Source organism: Amycolatopsis decaplanina DSM 44594 (assembly GCF_000342005.1).
In the GTDB taxonomy this organism is placed as follows: Bacteria; Actinomycetota; Actinomycetes; order Mycobacteriales; family Pseudonocardiaceae; genus Amycolatopsis; species Amycolatopsis decaplanina.
In genome coordinates this window covers 1-17,964 of sequence record NZ_AOHO01000032.1, presented here as the reverse complement: position 1 = coordinate 17,964, position 17,964 = coordinate 1, and the positions used below count along the sequence as shown (strand labels likewise).

Annotated in this window: 18 protein-coding genes and 1 tRNA gene; 10 read left to right on the top strand and 9 right to left on the bottom strand. The window is 68.8% G+C overall.

Features of this window, described 5'->3' with window-relative positions; genetic code table 11:
- Window positions 1-227: 227 nt before the first annotated feature.
- A tRNA-Glu gene (locus H074_RS06780) sits at window positions 228-299 on the top strand.
- Between the two features lie 146 nt (window positions 300-445).
- Here the strand turns inward: H074_RS06780 and H074_RS06775 are convergent.
- The 5 genes from H074_RS06775 to H074_RS06755 form a co-directional block, all read right to left on the bottom strand.
- A complete protein-coding gene (locus tag H074_RS06775) occupies window positions 446-889 on the bottom strand; it encodes a class I SAM-dependent methyltransferase (protein ID WP_007029285.1) in 444 nt (147 codons plus the stop codon).
- Between the two features lie 122 nt (window positions 890-1,011).
- Window positions 1,012-1,920, bottom strand: a complete 909-nt coding sequence (locus tag H074_RS06770) for an amino acid ABC transporter permease (protein WP_007029284.1) — start codon at window positions 1,918-1,920, stop codon at window positions 1,012-1,014.
- Entirely contained in the window at window positions 1,917-2,612 is a 696-nt protein-coding gene (locus H074_RS06765; protein WP_007029283.1) for an amino acid ABC transporter permease, read from the bottom strand. The genes H074_RS06770 and H074_RS06765 overlap by 4 nt, the downstream gene beginning before the upstream one ends.
- Before the next feature lie 83 nt (window positions 2,613-2,695).
- The gene (locus tag H074_RS06760) at window positions 2,696-3,550 is read right to left on the bottom strand and encodes a glutamate ABC transporter substrate-binding protein (protein ID WP_007029282.1); all 855 of its coding nucleotides are present in this window, start codon (window positions 3,548-3,550) and stop codon (window positions 2,696-2,698) included.
- A 55-nt stretch (window positions 3,551-3,605) separates the two neighbouring features.
- Window positions 3,606-4,334 (bottom strand): amino acid ABC transporter ATP-binding protein, encoded by a 729-nt coding sequence (locus tag H074_RS06755; RefSeq protein WP_007029281.1) that lies wholly within the window; start codon window positions 4,332-4,334, stop codon window positions 3,606-3,608.
- Between the two features lie 393 nt (window positions 4,335-4,727).
- Between H074_RS06755 and H074_RS06750 the strand changes: the two genes are divergently transcribed.
- Together H074_RS06750 and H074_RS06745 are read left to right on the top strand one after the other, a co-directional pair.
- Window positions 4,728-5,417 carry a response regulator transcription factor gene (locus H074_RS06750; RefSeq protein ID WP_007029280.1) on the top strand — a complete coding sequence of 230 codons (690 nt, stop codon included), beginning with the start codon at window positions 4,728-4,730 and terminating at the stop codon, window positions 5,415-5,417.
- 4 nt (window positions 5,418-5,421) lie between these two features.
- Entirely contained in the window at window positions 5,422-6,822 is a 1,401-nt protein-coding gene (locus H074_RS06745) for a sensor histidine kinase (protein ID WP_007029279.1), read from the top strand.
- On the opposite strand, the gene H074_RS06740 is transcribed toward H074_RS06745, so the two are convergent.
- Window positions 6,812-7,708 (bottom strand): TAXI family TRAP transporter solute-binding subunit, encoded by an 897-nt coding sequence (locus H074_RS06740; protein ID WP_007029278.1) that lies wholly within the window; start codon window positions 7,706-7,708, stop codon window positions 6,812-6,814. The two genes, H074_RS06745 and H074_RS06740, sit on opposite strands and share 11 nt — an antisense overlap.
- Before the next feature lie 31 nt (window positions 7,709-7,739).
- Here H074_RS06740 and miaB point away from each other — a divergent pair, with 31 nt between their 5' ends.
- A complete protein-coding gene (gene miaB, locus H074_RS06735; RefSeq protein WP_007029277.1) occupies window positions 7,740-9,254 on the top strand; it encodes a tRNA (N6-isopentenyl adenosine(37)-C2)-methylthiotransferase MiaB in 1,515 nt (504 codons plus the stop codon).
- Window positions 9,251-9,712, top strand: a complete 462-nt coding sequence (locus tag H074_RS06730) for an Rv2732c family membrane protein (protein WP_007029276.1) — start codon at window positions 9,251-9,253, stop codon at window positions 9,710-9,712. Before miaB ends, H074_RS06730 begins: the two co-directional genes overlap by 4 nt.
- A gap of 8 nt (window positions 9,713-9,720) precedes the next feature.
- Here H074_RS06730 and H074_RS06725 read toward each other — a convergent pair whose 3' ends face one another.
- Together H074_RS06725 and H074_RS06720 are read right to left on the bottom strand one after the other, a co-directional pair.
- The gene (locus H074_RS06725) at window positions 9,721-10,179 is read right to left on the bottom strand and encodes a hypothetical protein (protein ID WP_039921714.1); all 459 of its coding nucleotides are present in this window, start codon (window positions 10,177-10,179) and stop codon (window positions 9,721-9,723) included.
- Window positions 10,180-10,616: 437 nt separating this feature from the next.
- A complete protein-coding gene (locus H074_RS06720) occupies window positions 10,617-11,930 on the bottom strand; it encodes a DUF349 domain-containing protein (RefSeq protein WP_039921712.1) in 1,314 nt (437 codons plus the stop codon).
- 235 nt (window positions 11,931-12,165) lie between these two features.
- Here H074_RS06720 and H074_RS06715 point away from each other — a divergent pair, with 235 nt between their 5' ends.
- From H074_RS06715 to dapF, 3 genes are read left to right on the top strand one after another with little or no spacing between them, the layout of a single operon-like run.
- Window positions 12,166-12,855: a class III extradiol ring-cleavage dioxygenase family protein gene (locus tag H074_RS06715; protein WP_039921710.1), complete on the top strand. Its 690-nt coding sequence runs from the start codon at window positions 12,166-12,168 to the stop codon at window positions 12,853-12,855.
- A complete protein-coding gene (gene miaA / locus H074_RS06710) occupies window positions 12,852-13,754 on the top strand; it encodes a tRNA (adenosine(37)-N6)-dimethylallyltransferase MiaA (RefSeq protein WP_007029272.1) in 903 nt (300 codons plus the stop codon). Before H074_RS06715 ends, miaA begins: the two co-directional genes overlap by 4 nt.
- A gap of 10 nt (window positions 13,755-13,764) precedes the next feature.
- A complete protein-coding gene (gene dapF, locus H074_RS06705; protein WP_007029271.1) occupies window positions 13,765-14,589 on the top strand; it encodes a diaminopimelate epimerase in 825 nt (274 codons plus the stop codon).
- Here the strand turns inward: dapF and H074_RS06700 are convergent.
- Window positions 14,586-15,830: an MFS transporter gene (locus H074_RS06700; protein ID WP_007029270.1), complete on the bottom strand. Its 1,245-nt coding sequence runs from the start codon at window positions 15,828-15,830 to the stop codon at window positions 14,586-14,588. The two genes, dapF and H074_RS06700, sit on opposite strands and share 4 nt — an antisense overlap.
- Window positions 15,831-15,891: 61 nt before the next feature.
- On the opposite strand from H074_RS06700, the gene H074_RS06695 reads away from it, so the two are divergent.
- Both H074_RS06695 and hflX read left to right on the top strand, forming a co-directional pair.
- Window positions 15,892-16,389 (top strand): ArsR/SmtB family transcription factor, encoded by a 498-nt coding sequence (locus H074_RS06695; protein ID WP_007029269.1) that lies wholly within the window; start codon window positions 15,892-15,894, stop codon window positions 16,387-16,389.
- A gap of 43 nt (window positions 16,390-16,432) precedes the next feature.
- Window positions 16,433-17,866 carry a GTPase HflX gene (gene hflX / locus H074_RS06690; protein ID WP_007029268.1) on the top strand — a complete coding sequence of 478 codons (1,434 nt, stop codon included), beginning with the start codon at window positions 16,433-16,435 and terminating at the stop codon, window positions 17,864-17,866.
- The last annotated feature ends 98 nt before the right edge of the window (window positions 17,867-17,964 follow it).

Below are 17,964 nucleotides of genomic sequence, written 5' to 3'. Positions count from 1 at the left end.
CTTACCGCACACCGACCGAGGAGGACGCATGACGCAGTACCGCATGGCCTGTCCTTTCCTTGGCATGGAAGAGAAACCCGGCTCCACGCCGCCGTCCTAGCAGGACGTCGCGCACGCGGAGCCGCCCTTCGGGAAACCGAACCGGGCGGCTTTTCTTTTCGGTGACCCTGATTTCTGGAACGAAGCAGTCCGGTGCGCGGTGCGTGCCGGACTGTGTTCCAGGCCAAGGCGCGTTGGTCCAGCGGAAGGGATACCGGGTTTTCACCCCGGTGACGTGGGTTCGACTCCCACACGCGCTACGCCCCGGCACGGCGGGGAACCTGTTCCGTCGTACCGGTGCGGCGGTGTGGGGTCCGTGTGTCCCATACCGCCAGACGCGCACGGTCCGGCGACCGGCCGGGATTCATAGCCCCGGCCAGCCTGGCTCGACACCAGGGTGCGCGACTCAGCCCACGTTGCGGGCGCTGTGCACGTCGCCGCTCTCGTGGCGGCGCAGAACGATGTCCTGGAAGCCGTTGTCCCGCAACGCTTCCTCCAGGCCGATTCCGTTCGTGGCGACGGCCACGAGCAGCCCGCCCGTCACCAGGCTCGCGGCGACGCGGTTGAGCGGGTCAGGAGAGTCGAGGAAGGCCAGGACGATGTCGAAGGCCCCCATAACCGGCAGCCGGGCGAGTTGGTGGACCTCGTAGGAGATCCCGACGGGGTCACGTTCCTCCTCGCGTTGGGCTGCCGCGATCAGTGCCTGATCCGCGTCGACGCCGACCACGCGGCGCGCGCCCTGCCCACGCAACAGGCGTGGGTAGCGGCCATCGCCGCACCCGACGACCAGGACCGCCCTGCCCGCCAGGTCCGGCAGCGCTTCGAGCAGCGTCGCGGCCTGGTCCGCCATACGGCCGACGCTAGCCGACAGGGTCACCGTCCCGACAGGACCAAGAGGCCTATCTCGAAGTACATGAAGGCCCCCTTCCTGTACCTAGGCGCAAGGAAGGGGGCCTTCATGTACTTACGGAGTTACAGCGCCCCGCCACTGGCGTCGTCACGCGTGAGGACGACGTTCGACGTTGCCGCCATGACCGGCTTGGCGCCCTTGGGTGCCTTCTTCCGTCGGGCCAGCTTGTTCTCCAGCCAGCTCGCGAACTGGGTCAGGAGCAGGTTCAGCACGATGAAGATGATCGCGACGACGATCAGCGTCGGGATCGTGTTGCCGTAGAGACCGGTGAGCGGACCGGAGCCGCGGATCAGCTCGTCGAAGCCGATGGTCAGCTGACCGGCCAGCGCGGTGTCCTTCAGGATGACGACCAGCTGGCTGACCAATGCCGGCAGCATCAACGTCACCGCCTGCGGCAGCAGGACGTTCACCATGGTCTGTGTCTTGCGCAGACCCAGGGCGGATGACGCCTCCGCCTGTCCCTTCGGCAGCGACAGGATGCCCGCCCGGAACACCTCGGCCAGGACCGAACCGTTGTAGAGCACCAGACCGGTGACCGCGGCGAAGAGCGGACGGATCTCGGAGTCGATGCCGGTGTAGTACGCGTAGAAGGCCGCGGCGAAAACCATCAGCAGCAGCACCGGGATGGCGCGGAAGAACTCGACGATCCAGCCGACCGGCAGCCGGATCCACTTGTGGTCCGACAGCCTGCCGATGCCCAGCAGCGCCCCGATCGGCAGCGCGATCACGATCGAAAGCCCAGCCGCCTTCAACGTGTTGAGCAGACCCGGAAGCAGGAACTGCGTCCACGTCGAACCCTCGATGAAGGGCTTCCAGAGGGCACCCGCCCACTGGCCCTTCTCGTCGAAGCCGGTGTAGACGAAGTAGATCACCAGCGCCAGGACGAGCACGAAAAGCACGCTGTAGAGCCAGTTTCGCGCCCGCGCCTTGGGGCCGGGAATGTCATAGAGGACGGTCTGCGTGCTGCTCATCGCTTGACCTCGACCTTCTTGGCGACCCAGCCCAGCAGCAGGCCGAGGGGGAGGACCAGGATGACGAACCCAGCGGCGAACAGGAGGAAGACCAGGAGCAGCGAGTCGGACTCGTTCTCCACCATCTCCGACATCAGCAGCGACGCTTCGGCCACACCGATGATCGAGGCGACCGTGGTGTTCTTCAGCAACGCGATCATCACGTTGGTCAGCGGCGCGATCACCGATCGGAACGCCTGCGGCAGCACGATCAGCGTCAGCACCTGGAAGAAGCCGAGACCGAGCGCGCGGGCCGCCTCTGCCTGGCCGACGGGCACGGTGTTGATACCCGACCGCAGCGATTCACAGACGAACGTCGCGGTGTAGGCGATGAAGCCGAGGATCGCGAGCCGGAAGAAGTTGTCCTCCAGTGAGGTAGTCGAATCCTTCGAGGCCAGGTTGATCCCCAGGGTGGAGGACAGTCCCAGCGACGTGAAGACGATGATCACCGTCAGCGGGGTGTTCCGGAAGATGTTGACGTAGGCGGTGCCGAACGCCCGCATGATCGGAACCGGGCTGACCCGCATTCCCACCAGGATCGTGCCCCAGATCAGGGAGCCGATCGCGGAGAAGAAGGTCAGCTTGATCGTCATCCAGAAGGCGCCGAGCAAGTCGTAATTGGGATTGTCGAGGAAATCGAACAAGGTGCTCAACCCAGCCTCGGTATGGGAACGGTGCGCCGCGGTACACGGCGCACCGTTCGAGTCCTTCAGTTCAGCGGCTCAGGGGAGCCTGTTCACGAGATGGCCGGGGGCTCCGGGATCTTGTAGCCCGACGGGCCGACGTTCTTCTCCAGAGCGGCCTTCCACGCGCCGTCCTGCTGCATCTTCTTGATCGCGTTGTTGATCGCGGTGATGCTCTCGTTGTCGTCCTTCTTCAGGCCGACGCCGTACTTCTCGTCGGTGAAGCCCTTGCCGACCAGCTTCAGCTTGCCGGGCTGCTGCGAGGCGTAGCCGGCGAGGATCACGTCATCGGTGGTCATCGCGTCGACGGTCTTGTTGAGCAGCGAGGTGACGCAGTCGGTGTACTTGCCGACTTCCTGCAGCTGAACTTCCTTGGCGTACTTTTCCTTGACGTTCTGCGCCGGGGTGGAACCCTTGACCGAGCAGAGCTTCTTGTTGCCGGTCAGCGACTCGGGGCCGGTGATGTCGGTGTTGTCGGCCTGAACGAGCAGGTCCTGGTGGGCGATGAAGTACGGGCCCGCGAAGGAGACCTCGTTCTTGCGCTTGTCGGTGATCGAGTAGGTGGCGACGATGAAGTCGACCTCACCCTTCTTGATCAGGTCCTCGCGCTGCGCGGACTGCGCTTCCTTCCAGGTGATCCCCGACTCTTCGACGCCGAGCTCCTTGGCGATGTACTTCGCCACGTCGACGTCGAAACCGGCGTAGCTGCCGTCCGACTGCTTCTGGCCGAGGCCGGGCTGGTCGAACTTGATGCCGATGGTCAGCTTCTTGTCGTTCTTGGCCTTCGCCACCACGTTCTTGGCGCCGGAGCCGCTGCCGGCGTCGGACCCGCCGCCACCGCAGGCGGTGAGGGCGAGACCGGCCGCCACGACGGCCGCGCTCATACGCAGAACTCGGTTCAACCGCATTGTTCTCAGTTTCCTTCCGAATCTTGTCCAGCCATACCGGCCGGCGGGGAAGTCCTCAGTGGGTCAGGATCTTGCCGAGGAAGTCCTTGGCACGGTCCGTCTTCGGCTTGGTGAAGAAGTCGTCCGGGGTGGAGTCTTCGACGATCTCGCCGTCGGACATGAACACCACCCGGTTCGCCGCACGCCGCGCGAAGCCCATCTCGTGGGTGACGACGAGCATCGTCATCCCATCCTTGGCGAGCGTGGTCATCACGTCGAGGACCTCCTGGACCATCTCCGGGTCCAGCGCCGAGGTCGGCTCGTCGAACAGCATCACCTTGGGGCGCATGGCCAGCGCGCGGGCGATCGCCACGCGCTGCTGCTGCCCGCCGGAGAGCTGCGCCGGGTACTTGTCGGCCTGGTTGGCGATGCCGACGCGTTCGAGCAGGTCCATCGCGGTCTTGCGGGCCTCGGCCGAGTTGACCTTGCGGACCTTCATCGGCGCGAGCATGACGTTCTCGACGATCGTCTTGTGCGCGAACAGGTTGAACGACTGGAACACCATGCCGACGTCGGCGCGCAGGGCGGCCAGCGCCTTTCCTTCGGCGGGCAGCGGAACGCCGTCCACCGCGATCTCGCCGGAGTTGATGGGTTCCAGCCGGTTGATCGCCCGGCACAGCGTCGACTTGCCAGACCCGGACGGCCCGAGCACGACCACGACCTGCCCACGCGGCACCTCGAGGTTGATCTCCTTGAGCACGTGCAGGTCGCCGAAGTACTTGTTCACGGCGGCCGCCTTGATCATCGGCGCCGCCACCTCCGCGGTCATCTGGCCTCCAGGAGCGTTCGTTTGCAGGGGACTGCGGGGTCAGGCACCACGCGATGGCGGAAACCTACTCCCGTCGGACCGCTTGTAAAGACGGCTTGACCAATACTTAGGGTTTCAAGTCCGTATCGTTCTCAAGCCACCGGACGGTCCCGATCCACCTCCGTCCGACGCTGATCAGCCTAGACAAGGCAGGGGTGTCCCGTAACCGGGGTCACAACAGATCTGTGACGCATCGTGACCATTACCGCATGCAGTGGGTCCCTCACAGGGCCGGGCGGCCCGGCGGTACGGGCAGCGCGAGAGGTGACTCACCCCATAGAGTCGTTCTTCAAGTCGTCGCGTGCGGGACGGCGTGAAAGGGAAACACGGGTGCGGGTACTGCTGGTGGAGGACGACGACCGGGTCGCGGGTGCCTTGACGCCCGCGCTGACCCGGCGCGGCCTGACGATCAAACGACTGGCCTCCGGCGCCGGGGTGCTCGATCTGGTGCACGAAGTCGACGTCGTGCTGCTCGACCTGGGGCTGCCCGACGTCGACGGGATCGTCCTGTGCCGCCGGATCCGCGCGGTCAGCGACGTCGCGGTGATCGTCGTTTCGGCGCGGGGCGAGGTCGACGACCGGATCCAGGGGCTGCGGTCCGGCGCCGACGACTATCTGGTCAAGCCCTACGACGTCGACGAACTGGTCGCCCGCGTGGAGGCCGTGCGCCGGCGCCGCGGGGAACGGCCCGCCGCGCCCGAACCGCCGGGTGTCATTCGGGCGGGTGATGTCTCCGTCGATATCGGGCGACATGAGGTGCAGGTCGACGGACAGCCGGTTTCGTTGTCCCGCAAGGAATTCCAGGTGCTCGCGCTGGTGGTCACCGCACGCGGCGCGGTCTGCGCCCGCGACCACGTGCTGAACGAGGTGTGGGGGCACCGCGGCCCCGCGGAGAGCCGGTCGCTCGACGTCCACGTCGCCACCCTGCGGACCAAATTGGGCAGGCCCGCGCTGATCGAGACCGTCCGCGGCGTCGGGTACCGCCTCGGCGGCGCCTACGGCCCGGCCGAAGAGGGCTGAGCCGGTGCGCGTCCGGCTCCAGGCGATCGTGCTGACGCTGGTCGCGGCGCTCGTGTTCGGCCTCGGCATCCCGCTCGCGCTCAGCGTGGCGGCCAGTGTGCAGCTCGACCTCTTCCTCGACCGCCTCACCGACACCTCCCGCTTCGCGTCGCTGGCCCAGCGCCCGCTGGTGGAGAACCGGCCGGACCTGATCGAGGACGAACTCCGCCGCTATACCGAGGTCTATGAGGTGCCCGTGGCGATCGTCGACCAGGACGGTGAAGCCGTCGCCAGAGGACCGGGTGAGACGGCCGGGATCGACCTCAAGGACCCCGTCATCGCCTCGCATCTGCAGCAGGCGCTCGCGGGACGGCGTTCGGAACCCGGACCGCTGCTGATGCCGTGGACCACCGAACCGCTGGTGCTGGCCGAGCCGATCCTGATCGACGGCGAGGTGCGAGGCGCGGTGATCACCGCCTCCTCGACCGGCAAGGCCCGCACCGAACTGCTGTGGTGGTGGCTGCTCATCGCGGCGGGCGCGGTGCTGGCGTTCGGGCTCGCGCTGCTGGTCGCGGTGCCGGTGGTGCGCTGGATCCTGCGCCCGGTCCGGCGGCTCGACGACGCCACCGGCGAACTGGTCGCCGCCGTGGTCAGCGGCCGCGAGGTCAAACGGGTCGGGGAGACGGGCGGGCCGCCGGAACTGCGCCGGCTCGAACGGTCCTTCGACCGGATGGCCGCCAGCGTCGACGAGGCGCTGTCTGCGCAGCGCGCGTTCGTCGCCGACGCCTCCCACCAGCTGCGGAACCCGTTGACCGCCTTGAAGATCCGGCTCGGCAACCTCGACGGGCACGTCGACGACGACCTCGCCGCGGCGGACCTCGAAGCCGCCGTCGTCGACGCGCGGCGGCTCAACCAGATCCTCGACGAACTCCTCTCGCTGGCTCGTGCCGAGGCGTCGGGCGGCGAACTGGTGCCCGTCGGCCTCGACGAGATGGTGGGCGCCCGGGTCGCCGACTGGACCGTGGTCGGCGCGGCGCGCGACATCTCCCTGGTCACGTCCGGACTGGGCGGCGGGCTGCGGGTGCTCACCCCGGCACGCGGCCTCGAAGTGGTGCTCGACGCGCTGCTGGACAACGCGCTCAAGTTCACCGAGCCGGGGACCGAGGTGTGGGTCGACGTCACCACCGCGGACGGGAAGGTGGACATCGCCGTCCGCGATCACGGTCCCGGCCTGCGCGACGACGAGCTTGAACGCGCGGCGGACCGGTTCTGGCGCAGCACAGCGCATCAGAACGTGCCCGGATCCGGCCTCGGCCTGGCGATCGTCACCGAGATCCTGGCCCGCTCGGACGGTTCGCTGCGGCTCGGCTCACCCGAGGGCGGCGGCCTCGAAGTGACGGTGACCCTGCCGGTCGCTAGTCCTTGAGCGACCGGAAGTAGCGCAGCGCGCCCGGATGCAGCGGCAGGGGAGAGGTCTCGATGGCGGGATGGATGTCGATCGACAACGCCGCCCCGGCCGCCTTGACCAGCTGATCCCGCGCGTCGAACAGCCCGCGCACCAGCGCCTCGGCGACGTCGTCGCGCATCGACGTGGGCACCACCAGGAAGTTCGGCAGCACGAGCGTGGTCACCGGCGACGGCAGGTTGTAGGCCGTCACCGGGATGGTCGCCGTCCGGTACACCGGGCTGGTGGCCCGCAGGGCGTCCGCGAGGTCGGTGATGTCGAGCAGCCGCAGGCCGACCGTGTGCACCTTGTCGGTGATCGACGGCGTCGGCAGGCCACCCGACCAGATGACGGCGTCGATCTGCCGGTTCTCCAGCGCGGGCAGCGCCTCGGGAAGGCCCAGGTTGCGCCGGTCGATCGCACCGGTCAGCCCCGACGCCTTCAGCAGCTGGTTCGAGACGAACTCGACGCCCGAATCCGGCGACCCGATCGCGACCTTGCGCCCGCGCAACTGCGCGAACGACTTGATCGACGAGTCGGTGCGCACGATGACGTGCAGGTAGTCGTCGTGCACGCGGGCCAGCGCGGCCAGCCCGGCGGTGTTCTCGGTGGCGACGTCGGCGGCCACGAACGCGACGTCGGCCTTCCCCGCGCGCACCCGGCCGATGTTGTCCGGCGAGCCCTGCGTCTCCTGGATCTCGGGCCGCTCGGTGTCCAGCTGCGCGGCCCACGCGTCGGCCAGCGCCTCGGCCAGTTTGTCGTAGACGCCGCCGTTGAGCCCGGCGGCGATCCGCACGCGCGTCCCGGACAGATCCGGCCCGCACCCGGTGACCAGGGCGCAGACCACGGCGATCACCACCGCCAGCATCCCTGGTCTCCTCATGAGGGTCGATCGTGCCATGGAACCCCGCCCGCGTACCCTCGAAGGCGAGATGAGCGCGCGCACTTACCAGATCCGCACCTTCGGCTGCCAGATGAACGTGCATGACTCCGAACGTCTTGCCGGGCAGCTCGAGGACGCCGGCTACGTTCCGGGTGACGGCGAGGCCACACCCGACCTGATCGTGTTCAACACCTGCGCGGTGCGGGAGAACGCGGACAACAAGCTGTACGGCACCCTCGGCCACCTGCGGCCGCAGAAGACCGCGAAGCCGGACATGCAGATCGCCGTCGGCGGCTGCCTCGCGCAGAAGGACCGCGGCGAGATCGTCAAGCGCGCGCCCTGGGTCGACGTCGTCTTCGGCACGCACAACATCGGTTCGCTGCCGACGCTGCTGGAACGCGCGCGGCACAACGCCGAGGCCGAGGTCGAGATCCTCGAATCGCTCGAGACCTTCCCTTCGACGCTCCCGGCGAAGCGCGACTCGGCGTACGCGGGCTGGGTGTCGATTTCGGTCGGCTGCAACAACACCTGCACCTTCTGCATCGTCCCGGCGCTGCGCGGCAAGGAACGCGACCGCCGTCCCGGCGAGATCCTGGCCGAGGTCGAGGCGCTCGTCGCCGAAGGCGTGCTCGAAGTGACCCTGCTCGGGCAGAACGTGAACTCCTACGGCGTCGAATTCGGCGACCGGCTCGCGTTCGGGAAGCTGCTGCGCGCCTGCGGTTCGGTGGAGGGCCTGGAGCGCGTCCGCTTCACCTCGCCGCATCCGGCGGCGTTCACCGAAGACGTCATCGACGCGATGGCCGAGACGCCGAACGTATGCCACCAGCTGCACATGCCGCTGCAGTCCGGTTCGGACCGGGTACTGCGCGAGATGAAACGGTCCTACCGTTCGGCGCGCTACCTCAAGCTCCTCGACCGCGTGCGCGAATCGATGCCCGACGCCGCGATCACCACCGACATCATCGTCGGGTTCCCCGGGGAGACCGAGGAAGACTTCCAGGCGACCCTCGACGTCGTCGCGCAGGCGCGGTTCTCCAGCGCGTTCACCTTCCAGTACTCGATCCGGCCCGGCACACCCGCCGCCGAGATGGACGGGCAGCTGCCGAAGGAGGTCGTGCAGGAGCGCTACGAACGGCTCGTGAAACTGCAGAACGACATCTCCTGGGACGAGAACAAGAAGATCGTCGGGCGGCGGGTCGAGCTGCTGGTGGCCTCCGGTGAGGGCCGCAAGGACACCGAGACACAGCGCATGAGCGGCCGCGCCCGTGACGGCAGGCTCGTGCATTTCACGCCGACGGGGCCGCTGGTGGACCGTTCGGTGCGCCCCGGCGACGTCGTCGAGACCGTGGTGACCTACGGCGCTCCGCACCACCTCGTCGCCGACGGCGACCTGCTGTCGCACCGCCGTACGAAGGCGGGCGACAACTCCGAGGCCGGGCTGCGGCCGAAGACCAGCGGCGTGACGCTGGGCCTGCCGGGCTTCGGCGCCCCGGCCGTCACGCCGGAACCGGTGAGCGGGTGTGCGCTGTGACCGAACCGAAGATCGACCAGCTCGCCGCCGAGATCGACGAAGTCGGCGAGCGCGCGGCCAAGACGATCGAACTGGGCAGGCGTGGGTTCTCCATCGCCGTGCTGGTGTTCGTGCTGCTGATCGCCCAGCTGCTGCCCTGGGTCGGCGAGCACGCCGGCTGGGAGGTGCTGCTCGGCAGGGGCGGCGGGATCCCGCAGCTGTTCGCCGCGACCTCCACCGGTGTCGGGGTGTTCGTCGGCGCCGTCGCGCTGGTGACCCGGCGCTGGTGGCTGGCCTGGGTCTGCGCCGCGGGCGGCTGGTTCGCCTCCGTCGACGGAATGCTCGCGATCTGGTCCCAGCAGTCCTCGCACGCGACCGGCGCGGCCGGTGGCGGTCCTGGCTTCGGACTGATCGTCGCCTGGATCGCCACCGTCGCGCTGGCCGTCTACTGGATGCGGGCCGCCTTCTCCCGGAGCTAGGCCGTGGCCTAGCCGACGCGCAACGTGAGATTGCTGGACGTGTAGGCGCTCGCGTAGAGAGTCGTTTCGGGGTGGTAGGCCCGCAGTGTGATCACCGCGCTGAGGGAGAAGCTCAGCTGCAGGGAGAACGTCGAGTTGGGCCGGCAGGTCGTGTCGGCGATGTTCACCCAGACACTGCCCTGAAGCTGCTGCACGATGATCGCTTCGAGGCTGTCCGTCCCGTCGGACCGGGCGCCTTCCTCGGCCTGCAGGCTCCCCTTGAGGGTGACCTTCTCGTTGACCTTGGCCTCTTTCTTGTTGAGCGAGGCGTCGAGTTTGACCTTCTTCTTGCCGGCTTCGGCAGCGGCCGGGACCGGTGCCGGGGAATCCGTCGCCGACGCGGCCGGGGCGAGCCCGGCCACCAGAGCACAACTGATGGCCAGGGCGGCGAACGCCCGGCGTACTGGGGGAATCAGTGTCTGGTTCATGATCGAAGTTGAGCACGGCTGAGCGCGGAGGGCGCTCGAATACGCGCGAACGAGCGACCTGTCCCTCCACAGTGGAGTTACTTGTCCCGAGCGCCACGTTCGAGACGGTGAGCGTCTCGGGCGGGGCGCTCGAGACCCGCTCATCTTCTAATTTGAGGGGTAAGGCAAACGTGGCGTGGTGTCGGGGCGTGTCGCGAAAGCCACTTTCGCGACGTTGGATGTCCCGACTGTGGCTTTCGCGACGTTGGCGGTGGCGGGGCGCATGGTCGGCCAGTACGACCTGAGCGACGGACCGCGGTGGGGCTCGTGAGTGGTAGGGACGGTTCTAACCGTCCCTACCACTCACGAGGCTCGCCACCACGGTCCGCCACGTTTGCCTTACCCCTCAATAACCCCACTTGCCACTCACGACCACCTTTGCCTTTTACCTGGGGCGCCTACCGGTCCGCGATGGCCGCTTCCGCCGCCTCGAGCCACTCACGCCACTGCGCGGCCTGCTCGTCCGCCTTCTTCGCGCGCCGCTCGTCGCCCGCCGCACGGGCCTTCGCCGCCTGCGACTCGAACTGCTCGACCCGCTCGCGGAACTGCGCCGCCCTGGCCTGCGCCTCCGGGTCGGTCCGCCGCCACTTGCTGTCCTCGGCCGACTTGATCGCGTCCTGCACGGCCTTCAGGCGCCCGTCCAGTTCGCGGATGCGTTCACGCGGGACCTTGCCGATCTCGTCCCACTGCTCCTGGATGCGGCGCAGGTGCTGCTTCGCCGCGTCCAGGTTCGCCGCGGGATCGATCTTCTCGGCTTCGACGAGCAGTTCTTCCTTCTGCTGCGCGTTGGTCGCGAACTCGGCGTCCCGCTCGGAGAACACCGCGGAGCGCCGGGCGAAGAACTTGTCCTGTGCGGCGCGGAAGCGCTGCCAGAGTGCCTCGTCGCTGTCCTTCGGGGCGCGGCCGGCGGCCTTCCACTCGGTCATCAGGTCCTTATAGCGACCCGCCGTCTCGCCCCAGTCCGACGACTCCGAGAGCGATTCGGCCTCGGCGATCAGCTCTTCCTTGCGGTGCTTGGCGCCCGCGCGCTGCTTGTCGAGCTCGGCGAAGTGCGAGCCGCGGCGCCGGTTGAACGCCTCACGGGCCTTGGAGAACCGCTTCCACAGCTCGTCGTCGGTCTTGCGGTCGACACCCTTGACTGTCTTCCACTCGTCCAGGATGGCGCGCAGCCGATCGCCGGCGGCCTTCCACTGGGTCGACTCGGCGGCGAGTTTCTCGGCTTCGTCGGCGAGAGCCTGCTTGCGGACGACGGCGGCCGCGCGGGCCTCCTCGCGCTCCTGCTTGACCGAAGCCAGCGCCTTCTCCGCGTGGGCGATGACCTGCTCGATGCGGCCGCTCAGCGCGGCGATGTCGCCGACGACGGCGGCTTCGGCGAGGCCGTCACGCAGCTGCGTGGCCGTGGACAGCGCGTGCTTCGGGTCGCCCGCGCCGGACTCCAGTCGCGTCTCCAGCAGCTCGACCTCGGTGCGCAGGTCGTCGAAGCGGCGCGCGTAGTGGAGCAGACCCTCGTCCGGGCTCCCGGCCTGCCAGACCCCGACCGCGCGTTCGCCGTCGGGCGTGGTGACGTACACCGTTCCTTCTTCGTCGACCCTGCCCCAAGCGGACGGGCTGGGCTCGGCGGGTGGCACCGGGGGTACGGGGTGCCCGCCACCGAGCGCGTGCGGTACCGGGTGCGGTGCCGGGGTACCGGTGGATGTGTTCTCCTGGGCCATCGCAGGCTCCTTATCGCCTGTACGCCCGCTGGCGCGGGCGCCCCGCCTAGCGGCGGGGCCGGGTAATGCGTTGCCGTCGTGCTTCGGGGGCATCAACCCCTTGCGGCATTCAAGCAGCTCAGCGTCCACCGTGGAACCGGATGAATCACCAGAGGGCAGTGATCCTACTTCCGGAGGACCCTCCGTGTCGGTCGGTTGCCGGTCCCCGGAGGCGGGGAAGGTAACGTCGGCGGCCGTGATCCGCCGTGTCGCCGTGCTCCCGCAACCCCCGCTGCTCATCCCCGAACTGGCCGCCGGAGCGGCGGCCGAGTGCGCCGAGCTGCGCGAAGCCTGCCTCGCCGCCGCGAGGCGCTTGACCAGCGCTTCGCCGGACTGGGTCGTCATCGGCGCGGCCGCGGGCGCGCCCGCGGTGCCGGAACACGCGAGCGGCTCCTTCCGGGGATTCGGCGTCGATCTCGGAGTCTCACTCAGCCGGGTGACGGCGCCCGAAACAGAGCTGCCGCTGCCCGCGCTCGTGGCCGGCTGGCTGCGCGAGCAGGCGGGCGCGTCGTCCGTCCGAGTCCACCTCGTGGACCCCGACACCCCGTCCGGCCAGTGCGAACAGTTCGCCCGTGAGCTGGGGGAGCACCCCGCGGTGCTCGTCCTCGGCGACGGTTCGAGCCGGCACGGCCCGCGTTCCCCCGGCGGCGAGGACGAGCGCGCGGAAGGTTTCGACGCCGGGATCCGCGACGCGCTGGCCAAGGCCGACACGGGCGCGCTGGCCGCACTCGACCCGGCCTTGGCGGCCGAACTCGGGGCAGGTGGCCGCGCGCCCTGGCAGGTCCTCGCCGGTCTGGCGGCGGACGGAGGCCGGACCGCCGAGGTCCTCTACTCGGCCGCACCGTTCGGCGTCGGCTACCACGTCGCGGTCTGGGAGCAGGCGTGATCCGGCCGGTCGCGGTCGTCGGGCCCACGGCGACCGGGAAGACAGCGCTGGCGGTCGAACTCGCCCTCGCCCTCGGGGGTGAGGTGGTCAACGCCGACGCGCTGCAGCTGTACCGCGGGATGGACATCGGGACGGCCAAGGCGACCCTCGAGGAGCGGCGGGGTGTACCACATCACCTGCTGGACGTCCTCGATGTCACCGAGACGGCGTCCGTCGCCGCGTACCAGCGTGAGGCGCGTCAGCGCGTCGAAGAACTCCTCGACGCCGGCCGCGTGCCGATCCTCACCGGCGGGTCGGGTCTCTACGTCCAGGCCGTGCTCGACGACCTCAAGTTCCCCGGCACCGATCCGGACGTGCGCGCCCGGCTGACCGCCGAAGCCGACGAAATCGGTGTCGCCGCGATGCACGCCCGGCTCACCGAACTGGACCCCGTCGCCGCCACGGCCATCCTGCCGACCAACAGCCGCCGGATCGTGCGCGCGCTGGAGGTCATCGAGATCACCGGCGAACCGTTCTCGGCCAACCTGCCGAAACCGGGACCCGCGCGCTACGACACGGTCCTGATCGGCATCGACCGCGAACCGGCGGAACTCGACGCCCGCGTCGACCGCCGCGTGGAGATCATGTTCGAAGCGGGACTCGTCGACGAGGTCCGGACCTTGCTGGGCCGGGGACTCCGCGACGGGCTCACCGCTTCGAGGGCACTGGGCTATCGGCAAGTGATCGCCGCGCTCGACGGCGACGGCGACTTCCAAGCCGCTTCCGAGGCCACCGCGCAAGCCACCCGGAGGTTCGTGCGCAGGCAACGTTCCTGGTTCCGGCGGGACAAGCGCATCCAGTGGTTCGACGGCGGTTCTGAGCGGCTGGCCGAGCGCGTCCTCGAGGCGGCGGCCCAGTAACCTTGAAGCCATGGGCGGCATCGAATTCCTTAAGGGACACGGCACACAGAACGATTTCGTGCTGCTTCCCGACCCCGACGGCCGCCTCGAGTTGACCGAAGCGCGGGTGGCGGCGCTGTGCGACCGTCAGCGTGGTCTCGGTGCCGACGGCGTACTGCGTGTCGTGCGCTCGGCGGCTCTGGGTGTGGAGTCCGAAGGCGAATGGTTCATGGACTACCGCAACGCCGACGGGTCCATCGCGGAGATGTGCGGCAACGGCGTCCGGGTCTTCGTCCGCTACCTGGTCGATTCCGGGCTCGTGTCCGAGCGCGACTTCGTCATCGGCACCCGCGCCGGCGACAGGCCGGTGCGGATGCACGCGGACGGATCGGTGACCGTGCTGATGGGGCCGGCGACGATCACCGGCACGTCGGTCACCGTGGTCGCCGGGAGACCGTTCTCCGGTGTCGCGGTGAACGTCGGCAACCCGCACCTGGTGTCGGTGGCCGAGGACGACGTCGACGAACTCGACCTGCGCGACCAGCCCGATTTCGACTCCGACGTGTTCCCGGAGGGCGTGAACCTCGAGTTCATCAACCTGCTGGGCGACAACGCGCTGAAGATGCGCGTCCACGAACGCGGCGTCGGCGAGACGCGGTCCTGCGGCACCGGCACGGTCGCCGCGGTCGCCGCCGCCCTGCACCTCGCGGGTACCGACACCGGTGAAGCGACCGTCGACATCCCCGGCGGTCGCGTGGTGGTCGAGGTGCGCCGCGGTTCGTCCACGCTGACCGGGCCGGCTGAGATCGTCGCCCGCGGCGAACTCGACGAAGCCTGGTGGGCCGGGCTCGCTTAGCCGACCGCGATCGGCTCCTTGGGAAGGTCGCGAAGCTTCCGGATCGGCGAAAAGACCACCCACAGCAGCGCGGCCGTCTCGCCGACCGCGACGAACCACAGCGTTCCCCGGATCCCGATCGCCTCGCCCAGCACGCCGCCGATCAGGCCGCCCAGCGGCAGCATCCCCCACACGACGAACCGCACGCTGGCGTTCATGCGGCCGAGCAGCCGGTCCGGGCAGACGGCCTGCCGGTAGGACACCTGCGCGACGTTGTAGACGATGATCCCGAACCCGGCGATCGCCAGCGCCGCGGGGAACAGCACGATCCGCCAGCCCGGCGCGGCGAGCGGCAGCAGCAGCTGGAACGGCCACGTCAGCAGCGGGACGAACCAGATCGACCGCGCCTGCCCGAGCCGGCGGGTGATGCGCCCGGCCAGGATCGCCCCGATGATCCCACCCACGCCACCGGTCGCCAGCACGACGCCGACGATCGCCGGTGACAGGCCCAGCTCCCGGTGCAGGAACAGGATCTCCACGGTGGTGAAGGCGCCGTTGAACAGGTTGGCGGTCGCGGTGCAGGCGACGATGGAGCGCAGCGCGGCGTCGGTGAACACGAACCGCAGACCCTCGGCGATCTGAGGGAGCAGCTTCGCTTCTTCGTGTCGCTCGGGCACTTCTTCCACGGTGCGGATCCGCAGCAGGCACAGCGCGGAGGTCAGGAAACCCACGCCGGTCATCAGCACGGCGTTGGCGGCGCCCGCCAGCTGCACCAGCCCGCCGCCGATGCCCGGTCCGGTCAGGAACGCGACCGACTGGCTGGCCTGGAGTTTCGCGTTGCCTTCGAGCAGATGCTCGCGGCCGACCAGAGACGGCAGATACGACTGGTAAGCGACATCGAAGAACACGGTCGCGACCCCGACGAGTGTGGCGACCACGATCAGCTGCGTCAGCGACAGGATCCCCGCCCACCAGGCGAGGGGAACGGTGAACAACAGCGCCGCGCGGACGAAGTCGGCCCGCAGCATCAGCACCCGCCGCCGCGTCCGGTCCACCCACACCCCGGCGGGCAGCCCGATGATCAGGAACGCGATGGTCTCGGCCGCGGTCAGCAAGCCCATCTGGAACGGCGTCGCGGCCAGCACGGTGGCCGCGAGCAGGGGGATCACCGTATGGCCCGCGAAAGCACCCAGCTGGCTGGCCGTGTCACCGGCCCAGAGCCGCCGGAAGTCCGCGTGGAAGAAGAGGGAGTCTCTGCGCACGACGCCACCTTGGCGTGAGTGATTGGAAACTGTCAATCACTTTCGGCTCTAGGCTGTCGCGGTGCCCACTCCACGACGCGCCGCCACCGAGGCCGAGATCGCCGCGATGGCGTCCGGAATAAGGCTGCGCATCATCCGGTTGACCTACTCCGAGGCGCTGACCAACAAGGAACTCGCCGAACGACTCGATCGCGACCCGGCGACGACGCTGCACCACGTGCGCAAGCTCGTGGACACAGGGTTCCTCGAAGCGCTCCCGCCGAGACGCGGCACGCGCGGTGCGAAAGAAATTCCGTATCGCTCGACCGGGTTGTCCTGGCATCTTGATTCCCACGACAGGGGGATCGATCAGGCGATCTTCGAGGCCTACCTGGCCGAGATCGCCGACGTGGGATTCGACGAGGTGCAGCAGACGCGCATGGTCGTCCAGGTACCGGACGAGCAGATCGCCGAGTTCGAGACACGGCTGATGGAGCTTGTCGACGACTTCATCTCCCGGCCGGTCGACCCGGACGCGAAACGCACGGCCATCTACCTGTCGAAGTATCCCAGCAGGTAATGAATTCGGTCCCGCCGCCGAAACGTGGGACCATGGAGGCACGATGACGGAACTGACACACAACGATCTGAACGACATGGACCCTTCGACCGGCGAACTGGAGCTCGAGGACCGCGCCTCGCTCCGCCGGGTAGCGGGCCTGTCCACCGAACTCGCGGATGTCACCGAGGTCGAATACCGGCAGTTGCGCCTGGAGCGCGTCGTTCTGGTCGGTGTGTGGACCGAGGGCAGCGCCCTCCAGTCCGAGGCCTCGCTCGCCGAACTCGCCCGGCTGGCCGAAACGGCCGGTTCCGAGGTGTTGGAAGGCTTGGTGCAGCGGCGGATCCGCCCGGATCCCGCCACTTACATCGGCTCGGGCAAGGTCAAGGAACTGCGCGACATCGTGGCGGCCACCGGTGCCGACACGGTGATCTGCGACGGTGAGCTCTCGCCCGGCCAGCTGCGTCAGCTGGAGGAGAAGGTCAAGGTGAAGGTCATCGACCGCACCGCTCTGATCCTCGACATCTTCGCGCAGCACGCCCGCTCCAAGGAGGGCAAGGCGCAGGTCGAGCTGGCCCAGCTGCAGTACCTGATCCCGCGGCTTCGCGGGTGGGGTGCGGCGCTGTCCCGGCAGGCCGGTGGCCGCGCGGGCGGTGCCAACGGTGGTGTGGGTCTGCGCGGTCCCGGTGAGACGAAGCTCGAAACCGACCGGCGGCGGATCAACAAGCGCGTGGCGAAGCTACGCCGCGAAATCGCCGCGATGGACACCATCCGCGAGACCAAACGCGGTCGCCGGGTGGCCAACGAGGTGCCGAGCGTCGCGATCGTCGGCTACACCAACGCCGGCAAGTCGAGCCTGCTCAACGCGCTGACCGGGGCCGGGGTGCTGGTCGAGGACGCGCTGTTCGCCACGCTGGATCCGACGACCCGGCGGGCGCAGACGCCCGACGGCCGCACCTACACGCTGACCGACACCGTCGGTTTCGTCCGGCACCTGCCGCACCAGCTGGTGGACGCGTTCCGGTCGACGCTGGAGGAGGCGGCGAGCGCCGACCTGCTCGTGCACGTCGTCGACGGTTCCGACCCGACGCCGGAAGAGCAGGTCAACGCGGTACGCGAAGTGCTCGCCGAGATCACGAAGCGTCGTTCCGAGCCGCTCCCGCCGGAGCTGCTGGTGATCAACAAGACCGACGCCGCCGACGAGGTGTCGCTGGCCCGGTTGCGGCACCAGATGGCCGGTTCGGTGCAGGTGTCGGCGCGGGCCGGCACCGGGATCACGGAACTGGCCGAGGTGATCGCGGAGCGGCTGCCGCGGCCGGAGGTCGTGGTCGAGGTGCTGATCCCGTACTCGCGAGGCGAACTCGTCTCCCGCGCCCACGCCGACGGCGAGGTGCTGGAGGAAGAGCACGTCGAGACCGGTACACGGCTGGTCGTCCGCGGCAGGCCCGAACTGGCCGCGGCGCTGAGCGACTTCCAGACGGACGGCTCGGCTCTGTAAGCAAAGGCGTGCAGAGGTCTTCGCGCTCGTGAGTCTTTGATGTCCTTGCGGACGCCCCTGCTGGGGTGAAAATTGGGGGTGGTTGCCTGTGGAGGTCG